We start from the raw sequence: 18,006 nt of genomic DNA on the forward strand, positions 1-18,006 counted from the left end.
CTGTCGAATCGAGGGGGCAATGTTTTGTCGGAGTCGCCAATGAGGGAAGTCAGGGCGAGTAACTTTGTCGAACAGCGGCTGATCGGTACTCCGGGCAGCTGCCCGAGAGAACGGATCGCCATGACGCTGATGCTGCCGCTCGACTCGATGTTCCTTCTGATGGAGTCACGGGAGCATCCCATGCACGTCGGTGGCCTGTCGCTTTTCGTTCCGCCGGAAGGGGACGACGGCGAATTCGCCAGGTCGCTCTACCGTTCGCTCACCGACGTCGACTCGATTCGGCCCCTCTTCCGTCGCAAGCCGGTGCAGTTCTTGTCGAACTTCGCGCCGGTGCGTTGGACGGAGGACGCAGACGTCGATCTCGAGTATCACGTCCGGTTGCTCGCGCTGCCCAAGCCGGGTCGAGTCCGCGAGTTGCTCGAGCTGACCTCCATGCTCCACGGCACGCTGCTCGATCGGCATCGGCCGCTGTGGGAGGCGTACGTGATCGAAGGTCTCGCCGACGGCCGAGTTGCCGTGTACATGAAGACGCACCACGCGCTCATGGATGGTGTGTCTGCTGTTCAGGCGTGGTACCGCAGCCTCTCGTCGGATCCGCACGATCGACATTCGATGCCTCCATGGGCGCAACGACCTTCTTCGGGGCGGGTTCGTGCCGGTCGCGGGCTGGACCTGCAGAGGCGGGTGGGCTCCGTGATCGAGACTGTGCAAGATGTGGTCGGGGTCGGCCCTGCGATAGTGAACGCTGCTGCCTCGGCAGTGAAGGACCACGTCGCACCGTTGCCGTTTGCTGCTCCGAAATCGATCTTCAACGTCCCGATCACCGGAGCGAGGCGTGTCGCCGCGCAGTCGTGGCCGATCGAGCGCCTGCGCAAGGTCAGCTGCGTTGCAGACGTGACGCTCAACGATGCGGTGTTGGCAATGTGCGCGGGTGCGCTACGGCGATACCTGATCGAACTGGACGAGTTGCCGGACAAACCGTTGATCGCGATGGTGCCGGTATCCCTTCGCAAAGGCGAAGAGGGTGAGGCTTCCGGCAATGCCGTGGGTGCGGTGTTGTGTGATCTGGCAACCGAATTGGCAGATCCGGCGGCCCGACTTCAGAGAGTTCACGACTCGATGAGTAGCGCCAAGTCCCTGATGTCGGGCCTGACGCCCCTGCAGATCACGGCGCTCAGTGCATTGAACGTCGCGGGTCTCGGGCTGCCGCTGATCCCTGGTTCATCCCGACTGATCACTGGGCGTCCAGTCTTCAATCTGGTGATTTCCAACGTCCCCGGCCCGACAACGACGCGCTATTGGAATGGCGCGAAACTCGAGAGCTGTTACCCGGCATCGATTCCGTTGGACGGGCAGGCGATGAACATCACCGTCATCGGCTACGCGGACACCATGCAGTTCGGGCTCGTCGGCTGCCGCCGCAATGTTCCGCACTTGCAGCGGCTCCTCGGCCATCTCGAGGAATCCTTGAGTGAGCTCGAAGCCGCCGCAGGCTGATCAATTCGACTCGCGCCTTCCGACGTCACGTCCGTTCACGACCAACTGGTGGACGTCCAGTTCTTTGTCGTCGAGGCCGAAGCTGATGATGCGTTCGGGGTGGATACGGATGATCGGTGCGTCGAGACCATGTGCAGCAGCACCTGTAGTATCCAAAGCCTCTGCCCGGCCACGGATTTCGACGCACCTGACCTGCCATGGATCTACGGATGCGATGTCGTCCACGACGAACGCGACCCGACCGTTGTCTGCGACATTGTGAAACTTACGGCTGCCCGTCATGTTGTAACCGCTGATGTCGATCGTGGCTGTATCCGGGTTGTAGTGGAACCCGACCGGACTGACTTGCAGCGTTCCGTTCCGTTGAACCGTCGCGAGGCGACCGAGAGTCTGTGTGGCCAGGTAGTCGAGTTCGATTCGGGTGAATGTCATGAAATCACGCTAGAACCTGAACTGCTGTAGAGGTCAAGATCTCCGAACGTACAACTCATTCCATCTCGTCGAGGGCCTCTTCTGCTTCGTCGACCCGCCACTCGGCCTCGCGAAGTTCCTCCTCGGACTCTCGAACTGCGACGCGGGCAGCCTTCTCGGTGTTCTTGGCGAACTGTCGTTCTTGTTCTGCGTGCTCGAGTTCGGCGCGGAGTTCTTCGATGCGACGGTCGAGGTCGGACAGCTTTGACCTGGCATCCTCGAACTGGGCGGTCTCGGCCTTGACCCGTCGTCGGATCTTCTCGACGCCTGCCCTGGCTTCCTTCAATTCTGCTTTCGCCTTGGCTTGTTCGGCCTTGCGATCCGGAGCAGTGGACTTGGCCGGAGCGTGTTCTTCGGTGTGGATCGCAGGGGCGTCTTGTGCAGAATCCTCCTCCACTACAGCAAGTCCCACCGGCCCGAAACCGCTGTAACTCGCGGCGGTCACGACCCGTCCGAGTCGAACCTGCGCGGCAGTCTCCTCATCGGCCAGGGCGGCATTGAGAGTCTGCGCGACATCGCGCAACGAATCCTCGCCGACGCTCTTTCCCCGCGAGGCGGCGATCTCACCGGATTTGTGGGCGAGACTCCGCACCACCTGCTGCCTCTGTGTCGTCAGCCGTCGCAAGTCCGGGCCCGAGAGATGGCGTTGAGCGTCGCGTAGCGATTCGCCAAGCGCGAGAAGTGCATCCAGATCCTCTGGTGCATCGCGCGAGATGAGATTGACCAACCACCCCACGGTGGTCGGCTTCCGAAGTTTTCCGATCTCTGCGGCCAGTGTGCGGTCGTTGTCGTCCCGGGCAGCCTTCACATGCTTTGTACGCGCCTCTACGAACTCGCCGGGGTCGAGGCCGTAGAGTTCGTCGGCGACATCATCGAGGGTCACGTATCAATACTGTCATTCGGCGAATCGTTCGAAGACTGTCTTCCAGTCGTTCTTGATGCTCACCACCGTCCACCCGTTTGCGCGCGAGACGTCGAGTGCGTGCTCGGCCCCGTCCACGTAGTCGAACTCGCGTTCCGGATCGTCATGGAGCACCAGAAGGCGAAGTGCCGGAACGTTCGGGTGTTCGGCGAACTTCAACATAGGTAGGTCACCGTTGCTGTTTCCGGCCGCGATGACAGGTCGTCGGCCGATTCGGTTCCAGATCTGTACGGGCTTGGCCGGCCCGTCGTCGACGACATCGGTTTGGGGCTGACGAAGGATCGTGCCGCTGTGGCCGTCGTCCTTCCACGTCAATGCCACGCCGCTGCCGATGACGCGATCTCGGGGGATGCCGTAGACCTCCTGACTGATCGGCCGCATGAAATCACGTCCGCCGCCAGAGACTATGTAGTTGGAGAAGCCTTTGGCCGCAAGGTAATCGAGCAACTCCACCATGGGCGAATAGCTGCAGTGCAAATATTTGCGATCGAGAGTGGGATGCGAAGCAGTGCGCAGGTAAGTATCGGCGTGGGTTTCGAATTCGTCGACTGTGACTTCGGCGAATGCCGCCAGGACACCGGCCGCGAGTACCTTCAGTGCGCTGTCGTCGCCGCGATAGTGCTTCGAGATCACTTCGTTCAACCAGGAGTAGTCCTTTTCGAACGCAGCCTGCCACGGTTGACGGTTGCGAAGAGACGGATCCTGGGCGGTCATCTCGACGAGGCGGCGCAGGATGAAGTCGAGTTGGATCGGCATCGGCTTCTCACACCACAGGGTTCCGTCGTTGTCGAAGACTGCGATCCTGTCTTCCGGTGCGATTTCGTCCGGACTTCCCTCAGCCGTCGCGCGTTCGACGAATTGCCGGACGGCCTGCTTCGGCGGGCCGTCTTGCCAGCTCGGTAGCGGGTCGCAGGTGTCGGAGGTGGAGGCTTCAACGAATTGACTGCTCATGTGGTCCCTGGCTTCCAGTGAGTCGATGACAAATCCGGCACTCTCATACTCGGATCTCCTGCCGAAAATGGCATCGCCCATTTCGGGCGACAGCGGTTCGGTGACCACAATCGGGGTATGCGATTCACCATGCGGCCGTAGAGGCTGGAAATCAGATGACCTACAAGGAGCCAGATCATGGCCAACGCATTCAAAGGCGTCGTCAACCTCGATATTCGCGATTCGATTCCCGACTGGAGCCCGTACGAGCAGCCGAAGGCCGCCGCCGGCACACCGAATATTCTTTACATCGTTCTCGACGACGTCGGATACGGCGCCTTGGGTTGTTACGGGGGACCGATCGAGACGCCGAACATCGACCGCATCGCGGGCAACGGATTGCGGTACGGGCAGTGGCACACCACAGCGCTGTGCTCCCCGACGCGATCGTGTCTGCTCACCGGGCGAAACCACACGACCAACGGCATGGCCTGCATCAGCGAGTGCGCGGTCGGTTTTCCCGGCGGAAACGGTCACATCCCTCCCGAATGTGCCACGCTCGCCGAGGTTCTGGTCGAGCAGGGATTCAGCACCGCGATGGTCGGCAAATGGCACCTGTGCGCAGAAGACGAGATGAATCTTGCTTCCACGAAACGGAATTGGCCGGTCGGCCGCGGATTCGAGCGGTTCTACGGCTTTCTCGGCGCCGAGACCAATCAGTGGTATCCCGATCTCGTCCACGACAACCACCCCGTCGAACAGCCGTCGACGCCCGAAGAGGGGTATCACTTCAGCGTCGATATCACCGACAGAGCGCTCGAATACATCGGTGACGTGAAGTCGATAGCTCCGGACCGGCCTGTATTTCTCTACTACGCACCCGGGTGCGCACACGCTCCGCATCACGCGCCCCGCGAATGGGCCGATCGCTACGCAGGCAGGTTCGACGCAGGGTACGAAGCCATGCGGGACGAGATTCTGGCCAGACAGAAGGAAATGGGACTTGTCCCGAAAGACACGACCCTGCCATCACTCAACCCGATAGGCACTCCTGAGACCCGCACCGGGCCCGACGGCGAACCGTTCCCGCCGCTGGATTTCACCCGCCCCTGGGACACCCTCTCCGCTGACGAGCAGCGACTGTTCTCACGGATGGCGGAGGTGTACGCGGGCTTCCTCTCGCACTGTGACGATCAGATCGGACGCCTGCTCGGGTACCTCGAAGAAATCGAGCAGCTCGACAACACGATCATCGTGGTGGTCTCCGACAACGGTGCCAGCGGTGAGGGCGGACCCGACGGATCTGTCAACGAGAACAAGATTGCGAACGGCGTACCCGACGACCTAGCCGAGAACCTGGCGAAGCTGGACGAGTTGGGCAGCACCGAGACGTACAACCACTATCCCAACGGGTGGGCGATGGCGTTCAACACGCCCTTCAAGATGTGGAAGCGTTACTCGTTCAACGGTGGAACCTGCGACCCATGCATCATCTCGTGGCCGGAGGGCATCGATGCCCGTGGCGAGATTCGAGATCAGTACCATCACGCCATCGACGTCGTCCCGACTCTGCTCGACTGCGTCGGCGTCGACTTGCCTGACACGGTGAAGGGGTACACCCAGCACCCGATTCAAGGCGTGAGCATGCGGTACAGCTTCGATGCCGGCAACATCCCCACCGCCAAGCACACCCAGTTCTATTCGATGCTCGGAGGACGAGGAATTTGGCATGACGGCTGGAAGGCCGTCACCACGCACCCGACTCTGAGCGGGTGGGGCCATTTCTCGGAAGACACCTGGGAGCTCTACCACACAGAGTTGGACCGAGCCGAGCTCCGGAACCTTGCGGATGAAGAACCCGGCAGGCTGGCAGAGCTGGTGGGGTTGTGGTTCCACGAGGCCGGTGCCAATCAAGCTCTGCCACTGGACGATCGGTCCGGTGTCGAACTCCTCACCACGCCTCGCCCCCAGTTGGCCCCGCCCCGAAACCGGTATGTCTACCGCCCGGGCGGAGCCGAGGTACCGGAAGCCGTCGCCGTCAACCTTCGTAATCGTTCATTCTCGATCGGGGCAGTTGTCGATTTGGCCGAACCAGGTGCGACCGGTGTGCTCTTCTCGCATGGTGGCAGGTTCGGTGGGCATTCGCTGTACGTCAAGGACAACCGCCTGCATTACGTGTACAACTTCCTCGGCAGTGAACAGCAGAAGATCGATGCCACCGAAGACCTTCCGATCGGCGAAAATATGATCTTGGCAGCAACTTTCGAGAAGGAAGGCGAGGATCCGCCGGGCACTGCGCACGGGGTGCTCGGCCTCTACTACGGCGATCGGAAAGTCGGTGAGGGCAGAATCCGCACTCAGCCAGGCAAGTTCAGCATCGGTGGCGGCGAAGGGCTCAATGCAGGCCGTGACAGCGGGGAGCCCGTAACCGACGACTACCCGGGTACGTCACCTTGGGCGTTCACGGGTGGAACGCTCAACCGGGTGGCCATCGACGTCAGTGGTGAACCGTACGTCGACCTCGAACGCGAAGCAGTGGCGATGCTCTCGCGTGAATGACAGTTCCGCGTGCGTCTAGTTCGAGCCGGGCGGAAGGTATCGCACGGTAGGTACTCCGCCGGGACCGTCCAGGCGAACCTCGGCGTCGACCTGGTAGACCTCGGCTATCAGGTCGGCGGTGAGGACCTCGGTCGGGCTTCCGTGGGCAACGATGGATCCCCGGTTCAGCATCACTATCGAATCGCAGAACATGGCGGCCAGATTCAGATCGTGCAATGCCATGATCGTGGTGGTGGGGAGGCGTCGCACGAGCGCGAGCAATTCGAGTTGATGGTTGATGTCCAGGTGATTGGTCGGCTCGTCGAGTAGCAACTCGTGAGGTTCCTGAGCGAGGGCGCGCGCGATCTGGACGCGTTGGCGCTCCCCGCCGGACAGGGTGTGCCACGACCGGTCCAGCATGCCGGCGAGGTCGGTGTGTTCGATCGCTGCCCGGACGGCGTCGCGATCGGAATCCGACTGCCCACCCCACAGTCCGCGGTGCGGTGTGCGTCCGAGTTCGACTACCTCCGCGACCGTCAGATCGATCTCGGTGTTGCTGTGCTGATCAACGGTCGCGATCCGACGCGCGATGTCGCGGCGTTTCCAGTCGGACAACGGGGTTCGGTCCAGGGTCACGACACCGGATGTCGGACGATTGTGCCCGGCAAGCAGTTTCAGCAGCGTCGATTTCCCCGAACCGTTGGGGCCGAGAAGCCCCACCGTACTTCCGGTTGTAGGCGAGACGTCGAGGTCGTCGACTATGAGCGCCCCGCCGACCCGCCAACTGACGCCGGTAGCTTCGAGTGTCATGGCGTGGCCTTCCGTCTCCAGAGGATGACGGCAAACGCAGGCACACCGACCAGCGCGGTCACCACACCGGCCGGGAGTTCCTGCGGCGCAATGGCTGTGCGTGCCACAGCGTCGACCCAGACAAGGAAGATGGAGCCGATCAGTGCGGACGCGGGCAGGAGTCGGCGGTGGTTCGAACCGACGAGAGCCCGCGCCGCGTGCGGGAGGACCAGGCCCACGAAGCCGATGGCACCTGCGACGCTCACGATCACCGCGGTCATCAAGGCTGTTGCCAACAACAGGGTCACACGCACCCGCCACACGTTCACCCCCAGCGACGACGCCGCGTCCTCGCCGAAGGCAAAGGCGTCGAGTGCGCGGGAGTGAGTCAGACAGACCACGAGGCCGACTGCGACCACCGCAGCGCAGAGTGCGACGTCGAGCCAGTCGGCGCCGCCGAGTGAGCCCAGGAGCCAGAACATCACGCCGCGGGTCTGCTCGGGATCGGCCGAGGTGATGACGATGAACGAGGTGAGCGCGGAGAACAGTTGGGTCGCGGCGACACCGGCCAGGATCACCCGGTCCGGCGTGCCGCCGGCCGCATGGGCGAGCAGCAGCACAAGGGCGAAGGAGATCACCGCGCCGATGAAGGCGCCGCTCGACAGGCCGATCACTCCCGACCCGACTCCGAGGATCACGATCAGTACGGCACCGGTCGAGGCGCCGGACGAGATACCGAGGACAAACGGATCGGCCAGCGGATTGCGAAGCAGCGATTGCATGATCGCACCGCACAGCCCGAGACCGGCACCGCAGAGCGCGGCGAGCAGGGTGCGCGGCAGACGGAGGTCCCACACGATGCCGTCACGGATAGGGGTGACGTCCGCCGCGGTACCGCCGAGATGGCCGACGACGATCGAAGCCACCTCACCGACCGACAGACCGGCCGGCCCCAACGTGATGGCAACCGCGGCTGATCCGGCCAGCGTGACAACACCGATCACCCACAGCAGGGTGACGGTCGTCGGGTTGTCACGCAGCCGAACTCTTGTCGTCATCTCACGCCGTAGACCACGTAGTCGTCGAACAGTTGCCAGACCGTCCCCGACTCCCGAAAACCTGCTTGCGCGAGCGCCGCCAACTGGAAGTCGACGGCTGTGGGCGCGGTGGCGTCACGTCCGGCGAATCTACGCTCACGCTCGTCGGTCAGTGCCCCGATGCCGTGAGTGGCCCGCAGCTCGTCCCACCAGCTGTCCCACTCGGGAGCGCCCGCAGCAAAGGCGGAGCGTTGCGTCTGCTCGTCGTGAGCGTTCGCCCATCGGCTTATGACGGGGGATCGGCCGTCGAAGCGAAAGTGATCACCATTGAGCAGAACGCCGGCAGGGCTCAGCAGTTCGCGGCACTGCCGATACACCTCGACGAGCTGCTGCGGTTGCAACCAGTGCAGCGCGGTTGTCGACACTATCGCCTGAACCGGCGCAGCCACCGAATTCGGCCAATCGGCTCCCGCCAGATCTGCGTCGATCAGCTGCAGTCGGTCACCGAAACGCGTCGACGACTGGCGGGCGAGCTCCAGCAGCATCGGGTCGTAATCGATCCCCACAACGCTCGCATGCTCGAACTTCTCGAGAATCCGGGCGCTCAGTGAACCCGGCCCGCAGGCCAGATCGACGACCGTGAACGGGGTGTGCGCGTACTGCAATTCGAGAACGTCGAGAATCACGTCGAAGCGCTTCTCGCGGTCGGCGATGTATGCCGCCTGCTGGTCGTCCCACCGACGCACCAGTTCACTGATCTGCGCGGACATCTAGACCACACCCAACTGGCGCAGCCCGTCGGAGAGCTGTTCGATGCCACCGACATTGCGGATCGAGGGATCCATCGTCGTTCCCTCGAGGATGATGTAACGCTTGTTCTTCACTGCGGTGAGCTTGCTGGCGACCGGGTCCGATTCGAGGAACGCGATCTTGTCTGCGGCACTGTCGCCGTCTCCACCGCGGTCGAGATCTGCGAGCACCAGCACGGTCGGGTCTCGATCGAGGACACTCTCCCAACCGATTTCGGGCCAGTACTGCTTGTTGTCGTCGAAGGCGTTCTTCGCACCCACCGCGTCGGTCATGATTCCCGGTGCACCGCAGCACCCGGCGAAGTACGGAGTCTTCGTGGCTGCGTACCACCACGCCAGCGTCACGTTCTCAGCTCCCAGTGCCGCCGTGGCGGTGGCCGCGCGATCCTTCAAACTCTCGGTGAGCTCGACACCTTTGTCCTTGACATCGAACAGTGTTGCCACGTCGTCGATTTCGTCGTACAAGTCGTCGAGCGTGAGAGCCTTGCTCTGCTCGGCATCCTGACCGGTGCACTCGCTGGGTGACTGATATGTCGCGACACCGAGGTCGGTGAACTTGATCCGGTCGGCGATGCCCTCCGAGGTGAACGTGTAGTTGAACGTCGTGTAGACCATGTCCGGTTCGCGTTCGAGGACACTTTCGAATGACGGGAACTCGGTGTCGAACGCCTGGACCTGACCACGCGCCTCGCGCAGTTCGGGGAGGACATCGTCATCGCTCATGGCGTACCCGGCCATCCGGTCCTGCACTCCCAGCGCGAACAGCATCTCTGCTGCAGGTTGATTTACCGCGATTGCCCGTTCGATCGGTCGCTCCACCGTGACGTCTCGGCCACAGTTCTGGACTGTCACGCGCGATTGTTCGGAAGAGTTGGATTGTCGGGCAGCACTGTCGTCGGAGGAGCAGGCAACCAACGACGCGCTCAACAGGGCAGCGACGGCGGCGGCGGGTAGGCGAAGTCTGGACAGACGCATGGAATCTCGTTCTCGCAGGGGCTCGTTCGCGGAGCCCGTTACCGTGTGAACAGGCGCCTGTTGACCCCTGCTGCCAGCCGGTATTCGGACTCGAGATCGCCCCACCCGAGCGCCTTCCCAGATTCTCATCCAGTGGCGTAAGCCCGGGCGGTCACCCTCACCGCTGCGCGTCAGTTCCGGATTCACACCGGATTCCCTGACCCCCTGTGTGGAGGTCCGCTGGCACAGAGGAACTTATCACCGCAGTGCACCGCCGGTCAGGTCGGCTGGTGTGAGGCAATCAGATCTCGATGGCCAGGTCGTCGATGTCGGTGAGGGTTCCGCCGTCGGCGAGGATGCGCTCGTAGTTCTCGCGTCGACGGAGGTCGATTTCGGTGTTGCTGACGCCCTCCTTCCAGTATCCGAATATCGCGACGTCGTTTTTGTCGAGTCCGACGGTCGATCGAAAGTGCTTCCGGATTGCGCGCATCTCGTTGCGTTCACCGGCGCCCCACACGACGTAGCTCGCGGGATTGGCGAGCTCGCGTGCTCGTACCGCCAGTGGGCCGTCGGGCTCGGCGGGATCTGCGCTCACGCGGTGAAGCTCCAGGCCGGGGAGGGCGGGCAGTTCAGCGAAGGCGACCTCGTCATCTGTTGTGACCCAGCCGATTCCGACGACGTCGGTAGGTAACTGCTCGATGATCGAGTGCAACGCGGGTATTGCGGTGCCGTCCAGAAAAAGTGCGATACGTCGACCAGGAACATCAGGGATCAAGAAGTGTGGCCGCGGACCGGTGAGGCCGAAGGTGTCACCGACGGCCAACGCTGCTGCCCACCTCATCATCGGACTGGTCTGTCCGTGCAGGACCACATCGACGACGATCGATCCGCTCGCTGAATCGTAGGAACGCACCGTGTACACGCGCGAAGCGTCGTCGAAGGCCGGCCCGAGATTCATGCGTACGGTCACATTCGGGCGTGACCAGGTCGGATCGTCGGTCGACTCCGTCAAACGAGCCGTGATCCGCAGCAGGTGATCGCTCGGTCGCTCCATCGCTTCGACGATCGCGAGAACGTCGTTGAGTCCGCGATTGTGGTCAGCGGTCCGTAGGACGGTCGTCGGGGGAGTTGTTGTGCGCGAGGCGTCTGCATGTGTCATCGACTGTGCTCCTGGATCGGGTTTTCGGGATGCCGCCAGGTTAGTGCCGCCTAAGTCGAGCGAGTTGTCCAGAAGTGACATCTGATTACCTGAATGATTCGGGTCTCGAAACGACGCGGTTGAGCGAGTGGTGCCGGCGCTGCTACCGTGCCTGTGATGTCCATACGCCGCTGTTCTCTCGCTTCCGGCCGTGCACTGCGCACGGCCCGATTCGGCGTAGCGACTTTCCGACGTGGGCGTAAGGCGATCGACCGCCGCCCGTCCGGTCTTGTCTGGATCGAAAGAGCCTTGGCCGCACCGGCCGGATCCGTCTGACATTCGCCACTTCGGCGAGCATTGCCTCGCCGAGATTTCGCAGTGCCACACCTGTTGCAGTGCTGCGCATTTCCCGTACCTGAAGTTTCTCGCGGGTGAGTTGTGAGTGTCGGCGCCACCGAGCCTGGAATGCCAGCCAACTCGTTTTCGTGAAAGGTACACAGCAATGAATCGTTTCGAAGGTCGTCGTATTCTCGTCACCGGCGCAGGATCTGGAATCGGGCAGGCCACCGCGCTGCGGTTGCTCGCCGAAGGTGGCCGCGTGGTCGCTGCAGACATCTCCGAGCAGGGTTTGGCGAACACCCGGAAATCGGCAGAACATGCTTCGACGGAGGATCGCCTCGACACCCTCGTCGTCGATATCGGTGACGAGAGTTCCGTCATCAAGGTTGTGGGTCAGGCGATTTCGACTCTCGGGGGATTGGACGTACTGGTCAACGCCGCCGGGATACTGCGTGGTGGGCACACCCACGAGACCTCGCTGGACCTGTGGAATCAGGTGCTCTCCGTGAATTTGACGGGCACTTTCCTCGTCACCCGCCAGGCACTGCCGGCTCTCCTCGCCACCGCCAACGCAGTCGTGGTGAATTTCAGTTCCACCTCCGCGGCCTTCGCGCACCCGTACATGGCCGCGTATGCCGCAAGTAAGGGAGGAATCCAGTCCTTCACTCACGCACTGGCTCTCGAATACGGCAAGCAGGGTCTGCGTGCCGTCGCGGTGGCTCCAGGCAGTGTGAAGAGCGGGATCACCGACACTACGGCGTCGTACTTGCCGGAAGACACCGACTGGTCGCTCTTCGGCAAGTTGTCACCGATTCTGAGCACTGATCTGGAGTCCGGTGGTGCCCCCATGGCCGGGCCGGAAAGTGTTGCGGGAGTTATCGCGATGTTGGCATCCGACGATGGTGCCTTCATCACGGGCACGGAGATCCGGATCGACGGCGGCACGCACGCCTGATTCTGCGTCCGTCTGACGGCCCGCACAGGCAGGCCGTCAGACGCGAGCCGTCATTCTCGCGAGCGAGTGATGGCGGGGACGACGTAGGACTGATCGAGCACGGCGGGCGAAGGTTCGTACATTCTCAGTACCGGTCGGAAATCCCCGCGCGGTGCGGGCAGCCAGTTTGCCTTCGCCGTGGGGTCTTTCGGCTCCTCGTGGCTGATCGTGATCGTCAACGCACCGTCGGCGTCGTGGACGATTCCTGGAGTGCGGTCGCCGATCGAGTATCGGTCGACGGGGTTCGCCACGAGGAAGAAGTCCGGCACCGAGTACATCGTCAGCGACCAGAAGGCGCTCACCGGCGGAGTGGGGTCGAGTCTTATTGTGTAGGTGTGGGTTCCGTTCAACTGCTCGCCCTGATCGTCGACGTAGGTCATGATGTACGCCGCTTCGTAAGGGTGGTTGCCCCACAGCCCGCCCTTGGCAGCCGCGGCGCGTTCGACGATGCGCAACTTGGGATCGGCGATCTTGAATTGTGAATCGTCGATTGTGCCGACCTCGAAGTAGTCGAGGTTGTAGTCGAAGGCGTGGAATGTGAGCTTCCATCCGTTGACTTCGGGGCTGGAGCCTTTCGTGAGGGCCTCGAGCAGGTTCTTCTCACCGATCGTCAATCCGTCAGCCAACGCGGCTGCCTCGTCGGCAGAGAGTGAAGCGGCAGAGTGTGAGCTATAGGGAGAGGCCCCGGGCTCGTCGATTCCGATCGGGGAGAAGGAATCCTGGAGTTCTCGATCGCGTGGGGCCGGCGGAAACGCCTGTGACCAGATGCGGAGTTTCTCGAGGAACAGGAGGTCCTGGCTTACCCCGGGTTCGGGCACTGGGAGACCCGCCGAGTTTCCGGTGGAGTCGACGACGGTCAGCGTGGTGGCGTCCTGCAAGGCGTGCACCGCAGGGAGGTCGTCGTCGCCACCGCATGCCCACCGGCCCACGATCGACGCAATGTTCGTGGGAAATCTGATCACCGTGGTCTGGTCCGCCGGGGTTCCCGTCCAGGTGGGTGGGACGAGAAGGAAGTCTCCGCTCTTCGTGCCGGTGGCCCGATGCCCGACGTAAGCGAAATTATTTGTCCAGGCGTCCACGAACTGGAGGACGTAGTAACGGCCATCGGTATCGGGGACGTGCAGCGAAACGGGGCCGACAGAGAGATCGATCTGCGCCATGGAATACACGGTGTCGTTGTTGATCGTGACGAAAGTGTCTGCCGGCCCGGCCAGTGTGCGGGCGTGGCTGAAGGTGTTGAAAGGTGCGGCGGGGTTCGCTCCGACACCGTTGTGAACATACCGATGGACCTGGTCGAGATTGAAAACGAGGGGAAATCCGTAGATATACGCCTGAGCTGCAAGCTCGGTGCGACTGGTGTCTGTCATCTCTGCCCTCTCGTCGTGCACGTCGGTTCGAAGTCCACCCTGCGGGAACCCTGCCGTCGGGGCATCACCCGCCGAGGGTGACGACGGTAGAGGGAGAAGACATGTCGGATCAGGAGAGTGCGGCATTGGTCGCTGTCGCAGACGAGTGGAACGTCGCGATGTGCTCGAACGACGCCGAACGGATCGGCGATTTCATGGCAGACGACTGGGTGATCGTCTCGGAATCCGGAGTGTCGACCAAAGCGGAGTTCCTGGGCTTCGTGGCCTCGGGCGACCTGACTCATTCGGCGATGGACCACGTCGGGAGCGCTCGCGTGCGTTTCTTCGGTGACGTCGCACTGTTCACTACGCGGATCGTCAATACCGCGCACTACGGCGGCAGACAATACGACGCCGACGAGTGGACCACCGACGTGTTCGCGCGGCGAGACGGTCGTTGGCGCTGCGTGTTGAGCCACATCACGCCGGCGGTCGAGGCGAAGATCGAGGACGTGGAACTATGACGTAGAGATAAGAGAAAGGCTGATGTTTTAACGGAGGCGCTATTGGGTAGTAATACGAGTTTCGCATTTATGAATGTATTTATCGGATTTATCGATTGTGAAGTTTCTGTAGTAGCGTCAGTTGAGTAGATCATTTTGATACGCATACCGGATGAGGTTCTCACATGATTGTTCTCGGCATTATTCTGGCGTTGATCGGCTTTTTCACGGGGTTGAGCATTCTGACCACCGTCGGCATCATCTTGGTCGTCGTAGGTGCAGTTTTGTCCATCCTCGGTGCTACCGGGCGCGCAGTGGGCGGACGAAAAGTCTGGTATTGATCACTACTGCGCGAGTAGCTGAGAAGGCGGTACCCGATCTCTTCGGAGATCGGGTACCGCTTTTTGTGCTCCAACTAGTTTTCGGTCTCTCTACCCCAAATTATCGATCTGAGCGGCATCGGGTAAACATGAAGGATGCTTTCTCGAGACCATGACGAAGAGAAATCTGCCGAGCGATTCAGATTCCCTCGCAGATGGAATCAGGTTGACGAATCGCGCCGCGGTTTGGTGTTGGCGTGGGTGGCCTTCACGTTGACGTTCGGCGGAGCACGTCTGGTGACGTGGTTGATCCAGATCGACACCAGGGACGTCGGCGACATCAGCGCCGGTGGCACTCATCTGCATCACTATTTATGGGGAATTCTGCTGTTGGCCGGGGTGGCGATCTTCGGACTCGTAGACCGAAGCCCTCGCGCAAGAACATGGATGGGCATCGCGTTGGGCATCGCACTCGGGCTCATCGTCGACGAGGCTGCGTTACTGATCACTCTCGACGACGTCTACTGGCAGAGCGACGGTTGGCCCAGCATCGCCATCGCTGTGTCGATCATCGGAGTGGTAGGAACCGGTCTCGCGCTGACACGAAGCGGAGCGGAGAAGCCTCGAGGTTGATCCGGCCACGGCACGGGTACTCACTCCCGTGCCGGGAAGTCGCGCGGATCGTGAGGTGGCTTGAATGGATCCCAGTTCCGCGGACACCTCACCGGATTCCGACAGTGAAGTCAAAGCTGCAGATCCGATGGCGGAAGCCGAACGTGAAGCCGCAGCATTGGCGACTCCCGTCCGGCCGCTGGGCGAACCGGGGCCGAGGTTCGATCGTCGTTCACCGTTCTTCATCGGTCTGAGCGCGGCGGCCGGTGTTGCCGTGACGTACGCGGTGATCGAAGTGCTCCTGGCGGCGCGAGGCATGCTGATCCTGATCGTGGTCGCGCTGTTTCTCGCGGTGGGCATCGAACCGATGATCGTCTGGCTGGAGCGGAGACATTTCCGGCGCTGGATCGCGGTCACCGTGGTACTCCTCGGAATTGCGGTGATGCTCGCGCTGTTTCTCGTTGCTGCGATCACTCCGCTGGTCGAGCAGGGACGTCAGTTCGCATCACACGCTCCCGAACTTCTGACACACATTCGTGACCGGTATCCGATCGTCAGCGACCTCGACGAGAAGTATCACCTCGAGGAGCACCTCACCACCCAACTGGACGGTTCGGGGTCTGCGCTCGCGACGGGTTTGCTCGGAGCGGGGCGGGCGGTGTTCAGCGCAGTCGCCGACGCTGGAATCGTTGCTGTACTGACGACGTACTTCTTGATCGACTACCCACGAATCCGCACGAATCTGTATCGGCTGGTGCCACATTCGCGGCGGCCACGAGCAATCGCCATCGGTGATCAGATACTGGCAGGTGTGGGTGGATACGTCCTCGGCAATGTTCTGATCTCCGTGATCACCGCAGTGTGCACCTTCGCGTGGTTGTTGATCTTCGACGTGCCGTATCCGTTGATCCTGGCGCTGCTGGTCGCTCTGCTCGATCTGATCCCGATAGTCGGTTCCACGATCGCAGGGGTTGTCGTCGCCCTGGTCTCCTTGACAGTCTCTGTCCCAACGGCATTGGCGACAGTTGCATTCTTCATCGCGTTACGTCTGCTCGAGGACTACCTGCTCGTTCCGAAGATCATCGGGAAGACGGTAGCGGTCCCGGCGTTGGTGACTGTGGTCGCGGTCCTGTTGGGCGGAGCGTTGCTCGGTATTGTCGGTGCGTTGCTGGCGATTCCGGTCGCTGCGGCCTTGCTGCTGCTTGCAAGGGAGACGCTCTTCCCGCGCCTCGACGCTTCTTGACCGGCTTCTATCGGACGCTTCGCGCGCGACGCCGAGAACCAGGATTCGGCTTGGGGCACATCCGAGTCGGGATCGTTTCCCCTTCGTCGGTGATACGGAATACCGAGACTTTCTCGCTACAACCGTGATTCAGATCGACCGCGTATGCGATTGCGGCGCGATCCGAGACGAAATCTTCCATCACCGTTGTACCGTCCGGTAGTTCGATTCTGTAGTTTTCCATGACTTACACAACCTTCTTTCGCTAAGACGATCCTACCCGGCTCGAGAAGTGGCAAACCCGTGGAACACAACGTGCGACAGTCGTCTTCGTGCCCCGCCGGTGCAATGTTTCGATACCTCGCCTGCTGGGTAGTGAGAGTCGGTCAGCCGCTCAGGCGGTACGTATCGAACCACGGAGGATCCGCGCAATGAGCGCAGTATCGAAAGCGATGTACAAGCCACTCTCACTGGCGACCAGCGTCCTGGGCGGCATCTTGGCCGGCGCTGTCTTCCAGCAGGTGTGGAAGCGCATCGGTGACGACAAGAATGCGCCCGAGCCCAAAGACTTGAGCAGGTCGAGCAAGGAAGTCCTGATCGCCGCAGCCCTGCAGGGAGCCATCTTCGCTGTTGTGCGAGCCGCAGTGGATCGTGCGGGGGCAAAGGGCTACCGGGCCCTTGCTCATGAAGATCCTCGGTAGGAACGCCCGGTTCGGTTCGAGTTCAGTCGACGACGGCCGCGATTGCCTCGATCTCGACCAGTTGATCGTCGTAACCGAGAACGGTCACACCCATCAGAGTGCTCGGGGCGTCGTGATCACCGAACGCGTCGCGGACTACCTCCCACGCCGCAACCAGGTCGGCTTGATTGCTCGACGCCACCAGAACGCGGGTGTTGATCACGTCGGTGATGGACGCGCCCGCGTCCGAGAGAGCTGTTCTCAGGTTGTCGACGGCCTTGGCTGCCTGTCCTGCGTAGTCGCCGATGGCGGCAGTAGAGCCGTCCGCGTTCAGAGGACAAGATCCGGCCAGGAAGATCAGTCGGGCCTCGGCGGGAGCCGTTGCTGCATAGGCATATTCAGCCACCGAAGAGAGTGACGTGGAACGGATCAGAGTTACCGACTTCGACATTATTTCCCCAAGGAATAGTAAAGTTTTGCAGCGAGTCTTTCACAGCACGCCAGGGGTTGCCAATTCATCGTCGGACCCATCCATTCAGTCGGCAGCTACGAATGACTGCCAATGAGCCGAGAAGAAGAGCACACAGCACCTGTCGACGAGTGGCTGACGACCAAACAGGTTGCAGCACTGTTCCACGTCGACAGGACCACGGTGTCCAGATGGGCGAGGGAGGGCAAAGTCGGCACTCTGAGAACGCTTGGCGGGCATCGGAGGTACCGGCGATCGGAGATCGAGACGTTGCTGCGTAACCGCTCGACGACGCTCGATCACCAATAACCTCCGGCACGAAACAGACAGGTCGCCGAGCATGATGAGGGCTCGGCGACCTGTCTGGTCAGCAGGAAGTAATCAGGCCTTGGGGACGCGGACGATGAGTGCGTCGCCTTGTCCGCCGCCGCCGCAG

Annotated in this window: 21 protein-coding genes and 1 riboswitch; of the genes, 10 read left to right on the forward strand and 11 right to left on the reverse strand. The window is 61.8% G+C overall.

The window, feature by feature from the left end; all coding sequences use genetic code 11:
• Window positions 1-120 precede the first annotated feature (120 nt).
• Complete coding sequence (locus tag RWT78_RS13075) at window positions 121-1,497, forward strand: wax ester/triacylglycerol synthase family O-acyltransferase (protein WP_003945789.1); 1,377 nt, start codon at window positions 121-123, stop codon at window positions 1,495-1,497.
• On the opposite strand, the gene RWT78_RS13080 is transcribed toward RWT78_RS13075, so the two are convergent.
• From RWT78_RS13080 to RWT78_RS13090, 3 genes are read right to left on the reverse strand one after another with little or no spacing between them, the layout of a single operon-like run.
• Window positions 1,498-1,929, reverse strand: coding sequence for a PPOX class F420-dependent oxidoreductase (locus RWT78_RS13080; protein ID WP_047269292.1), 432 nt, complete (start codon window positions 1,927-1,929; stop codon window positions 1,498-1,500).
• A 55-nt stretch (window positions 1,930-1,984) separates the two neighbouring features.
• Window positions 1,985-2,851 carry a hypothetical protein gene (locus RWT78_RS13085; RefSeq protein ID WP_314676058.1) on the reverse strand — a complete coding sequence of 289 codons (867 nt, stop codon included), beginning with the start codon at window positions 2,849-2,851 and terminating at the stop codon, window positions 1,985-1,987.
• Window positions 2,852-2,863: 12 nt separating this feature from the next.
• Window positions 2,864-3,841, reverse strand: coding sequence for an HAD family phosphatase (locus RWT78_RS13090; RefSeq protein WP_052027945.1), 978 nt, complete (start codon window positions 3,839-3,841; stop codon window positions 2,864-2,866).
• Window positions 3,842-4,018: 177 nt separating this feature from the next.
• Between RWT78_RS13090 and RWT78_RS13095 the strand changes: the two genes are divergently transcribed.
• Window positions 4,019-6,379, forward strand: a complete 2,361-nt coding sequence (locus RWT78_RS13095; RefSeq protein WP_003945730.1) for an arylsulfatase — start codon at window positions 4,019-4,021, stop codon at window positions 6,377-6,379.
• A gap of 15 nt (window positions 6,380-6,394) precedes the next feature.
• Here RWT78_RS13095 and RWT78_RS13100 read toward each other — a convergent pair whose 3' ends face one another.
• The 5 genes from RWT78_RS13100 to RWT78_RS13120 form a co-directional block, all read right to left on the reverse strand.
• Window positions 6,395-7,168: an ABC transporter ATP-binding protein gene (locus RWT78_RS13100; RefSeq protein ID WP_116057144.1), complete on the reverse strand. Its 774-nt coding sequence runs from the start codon at window positions 7,166-7,168 to the stop codon at window positions 6,395-6,397.
• On the reverse strand, window positions 7,165-8,205 hold the full coding sequence (locus RWT78_RS13105) for an iron chelate uptake ABC transporter family permease subunit (RefSeq protein ID WP_314676063.1): 1,041 nt from the start codon (window positions 8,203-8,205) through the stop codon (window positions 7,165-7,167). The genes RWT78_RS13100 and RWT78_RS13105 overlap by 4 nt, the downstream gene beginning before the upstream one ends.
• Window positions 8,202-8,954 (reverse strand): class I SAM-dependent methyltransferase, encoded by a 753-nt coding sequence (locus RWT78_RS13110; protein WP_314676065.1) that lies wholly within the window; start codon window positions 8,952-8,954, stop codon window positions 8,202-8,204. Before RWT78_RS13110 ends, RWT78_RS13105 begins: the two co-directional genes overlap by 4 nt.
• On the reverse strand, window positions 8,955-9,968 hold the full coding sequence (locus RWT78_RS13115; RefSeq protein ID WP_058228140.1) for an ABC transporter substrate-binding protein: 1,014 nt from the start codon (window positions 9,966-9,968) through the stop codon (window positions 8,955-8,957).
• Between the two features lie 57 nt (window positions 9,969-10,025).
• A riboswitch (cobalamin riboswitch) is annotated at window positions 10,026-10,207 on the reverse strand.
• 41 nt (window positions 10,208-10,248) lie between these two features.
• Entirely contained in the window at window positions 10,249-11,106 is an 858-nt protein-coding gene (locus tag RWT78_RS13120; RefSeq protein WP_003945614.1) for a siderophore-interacting protein, read from the reverse strand.
• A gap of 156 nt (window positions 11,107-11,262) precedes the next feature.
• On the opposite strand from RWT78_RS13120, the gene RWT78_RS13125 reads away from it, so the two are divergent.
• The gene (locus RWT78_RS13125; RefSeq protein ID WP_155419158.1) at window positions 11,263-11,421 is read left to right on the forward strand and encodes a hypothetical protein; all 159 of its coding nucleotides are present in this window, start codon (window positions 11,263-11,265) and stop codon (window positions 11,419-11,421) included.
• 166 nt (window positions 11,422-11,587) lie between these two features.
• Window positions 11,588-12,379, forward strand: a complete 792-nt coding sequence (locus RWT78_RS13130) for an SDR family NAD(P)-dependent oxidoreductase (protein WP_003945545.1) — start codon at window positions 11,588-11,590, stop codon at window positions 12,377-12,379.
• A 50-nt stretch (window positions 12,380-12,429) separates the two neighbouring features.
• Here the strand turns inward: RWT78_RS13130 and RWT78_RS13135 are convergent, their stop codons facing one another.
• The gene (locus RWT78_RS13135; RefSeq protein WP_314676070.1) at window positions 12,430-13,785 is read right to left on the reverse strand and encodes a DUF1254 domain-containing protein; all 1,356 of its coding nucleotides are present in this window, start codon (window positions 13,783-13,785) and stop codon (window positions 12,430-12,432) included.
• A gap of 101 nt (window positions 13,786-13,886) precedes the next feature.
• Here RWT78_RS13135 and RWT78_RS13140 point away from each other — a divergent pair, with 101 nt between their 5' ends.
• From RWT78_RS13140 to RWT78_RS13155, 4 genes are all read left to right on the forward strand, one after another.
• Window positions 13,887-14,288, forward strand: a complete 402-nt coding sequence (locus RWT78_RS13140) for a nuclear transport factor 2 family protein (protein ID WP_314676072.1) — start codon at window positions 13,887-13,889, stop codon at window positions 14,286-14,288.
• A 164-nt stretch (window positions 14,289-14,452) separates the two neighbouring features.
• The gene (locus tag RWT78_RS13145; protein WP_003945564.1) at window positions 14,453-14,608 is read left to right on the forward strand and encodes a DUF6131 family protein; all 156 of its coding nucleotides are present in this window, start codon (window positions 14,453-14,455) and stop codon (window positions 14,606-14,608) included.
• A 135-nt stretch (window positions 14,609-14,743) separates the two neighbouring features.
• On the forward strand, window positions 14,744-15,220 hold the full coding sequence (locus tag RWT78_RS13150; protein WP_003945539.1) for a hypothetical protein: 477 nt from the start codon (window positions 14,744-14,746) through the stop codon (window positions 15,218-15,220).
• Between the two features lie 64 nt (window positions 15,221-15,284).
• Window positions 15,285-16,442 (forward strand): AI-2E family transporter, encoded by a 1,158-nt coding sequence (locus RWT78_RS13155; protein ID WP_042453495.1) that lies wholly within the window; start codon window positions 15,285-15,287, stop codon window positions 16,440-16,442.
• 7 nt (window positions 16,443-16,449) lie between these two features.
• Here RWT78_RS13155 and RWT78_RS13160 read toward each other — a convergent pair whose 3' ends face one another.
• Complete coding sequence (locus RWT78_RS13160; protein ID WP_019747225.1) at window positions 16,450-16,665, reverse strand: hypothetical protein; 216 nt, start codon at window positions 16,663-16,665, stop codon at window positions 16,450-16,452.
• A gap of 187 nt (window positions 16,666-16,852) precedes the next feature.
• On the opposite strand from RWT78_RS13160, the gene RWT78_RS13165 reads away from it, so the two are divergent.
• Window positions 16,853-17,122, forward strand: a complete 270-nt coding sequence (locus RWT78_RS13165; protein WP_003945929.1) for a DUF4235 domain-containing protein — start codon at window positions 16,853-16,855, stop codon at window positions 17,120-17,122.
• A gap of 22 nt (window positions 17,123-17,144) precedes the next feature.
• Here the strand turns inward: RWT78_RS13165 and RWT78_RS13170 are convergent, their stop codons facing one another.
• Entirely contained in the window at window positions 17,145-17,552 is a 408-nt protein-coding gene (locus RWT78_RS13170) for a RidA family protein (protein WP_003945735.1), read from the reverse strand.
• A 111-nt stretch (window positions 17,553-17,663) separates the two neighbouring features.
• Between RWT78_RS13170 and RWT78_RS13175 the strand changes: the two genes are divergently transcribed.
• Window positions 17,664-17,879 (forward strand): BldC family transcriptional regulator, encoded by a 216-nt coding sequence (locus RWT78_RS13175; protein ID WP_003945782.1) that lies wholly within the window; start codon window positions 17,664-17,666, stop codon window positions 17,877-17,879.
• Window positions 17,880-18,006 lie beyond the last annotated feature (127 nt).

Source organism: uncultured Rhodococcus sp. (genome assembly GCF_963525155.1).
GTDB lineage: Bacteria > Actinomycetota > Actinomycetes > Mycobacteriales > Mycobacteriaceae > Rhodococcus_F > Rhodococcus_F qingshengii.

Bases quoted from the DNA above. Each gene is read 5' to 3' on its own strand.
- RWT78_RS13075 (WP_003945789.1), top strand. From the start codon at position 121: ATGACGCTGATGCTGCCGCTCGACTCGATGTTCCTTCTGATGGAGTCA.
- RWT78_RS13080 (WP_047269292.1), bottom strand. From the start codon at position 1,929: ATGACATTCACCCGAATCGAACTCGACTACCTGGCCACACAGACTCTC.
- RWT78_RS13090 (WP_052027945.1), bottom strand. From the start codon at position 3,841: ATGAGCAGTCAATTCGTTGAAGCCTCCACCTCCGACACCTGCGACCCG.
- RWT78_RS13095 (WP_003945730.1), top strand. From the start codon at position 4,019: ATGGCCAACGCATTCAAAGGCGTCGTCAACCTCGATATTCGCGATTCG.
- RWT78_RS13100 (WP_116057144.1), bottom strand. From the start codon at position 7,168: ATGACACTCGAAGCTACCGGCGTCAGTTGGCGGGTCGGCGGGGCGCTC.
- RWT78_RS13105 (WP_314676063.1), bottom strand. From the start codon at position 8,205: ATGACGACAAGAGTTCGGCTGCGTGACAACCCGACGACCGTCACCCTG.
- RWT78_RS13110 (WP_314676065.1), bottom strand. From the start codon at position 8,954: ATGTCCGCGCAGATCAGTGAACTGGTGCGTCGGTGGGACGACCAGCAG.
- RWT78_RS13115 (WP_058228140.1), bottom strand. From the start codon at position 9,968: ATGCGTCTGTCCAGACTTCGCCTACCCGCCGCCGCCGTCGCTGCCCTG.
- RWT78_RS13120 (WP_003945614.1), bottom strand. From the start codon at position 11,106: ATGACACATGCAGACGCCTCGCGCACAACAACTCCCCCGACGACCGTC.
- RWT78_RS13125 (WP_155419158.1), top strand. From the start codon at position 11,263: ATGTCCATACGCCGCTGTTCTCTCGCTTCCGGCCGTGCACTGCGCACG.
- RWT78_RS13130 (WP_003945545.1), top strand. From the start codon at position 11,588: ATGAATCGTTTCGAAGGTCGTCGTATTCTCGTCACCGGCGCAGGATCT.
- RWT78_RS13135 (WP_314676070.1), bottom strand. From the start codon at position 13,785: ATGACAGACACCAGTCGCACCGAGCTTGCAGCTCAGGCGTATATCTAC.
- RWT78_RS13140 (WP_314676072.1), top strand. From the start codon at position 13,887: ATGTCGGATCAGGAGAGTGCGGCATTGGTCGCTGTCGCAGACGAGTGG.
- RWT78_RS13145 (WP_003945564.1), top strand. From the start codon at position 14,453: ATGATTGTTCTCGGCATTATTCTGGCGTTGATCGGCTTTTTCACGGGG.
- RWT78_RS13150 (WP_003945539.1), top strand. From the start codon at position 14,744: ATGCTTTCTCGAGACCATGACGAAGAGAAATCTGCCGAGCGATTCAGA.
- RWT78_RS13155 (WP_042453495.1), top strand. From the start codon at position 15,285: ATGGATCCCAGTTCCGCGGACACCTCACCGGATTCCGACAGTGAAGTC.
- RWT78_RS13160 (WP_019747225.1), bottom strand. From the start codon at position 16,665: ATGGAAAACTACAGAATCGAACTACCGGACGGTACAACGGTGATGGAA.
- RWT78_RS13165 (WP_003945929.1), top strand. From the start codon at position 16,853: ATGAGCGCAGTATCGAAAGCGATGTACAAGCCACTCTCACTGGCGACC.
- RWT78_RS13170 (WP_003945735.1), bottom strand. From the start codon at position 17,552: ATGTCGAAGTCGGTAACTCTGATCCGTTCCACGTCACTCTCTTCGGTG.
- RWT78_RS13175 (WP_003945782.1), top strand. From the start codon at position 17,664: ATGAGCCGAGAAGAAGAGCACACAGCACCTGTCGACGAGTGGCTGACG.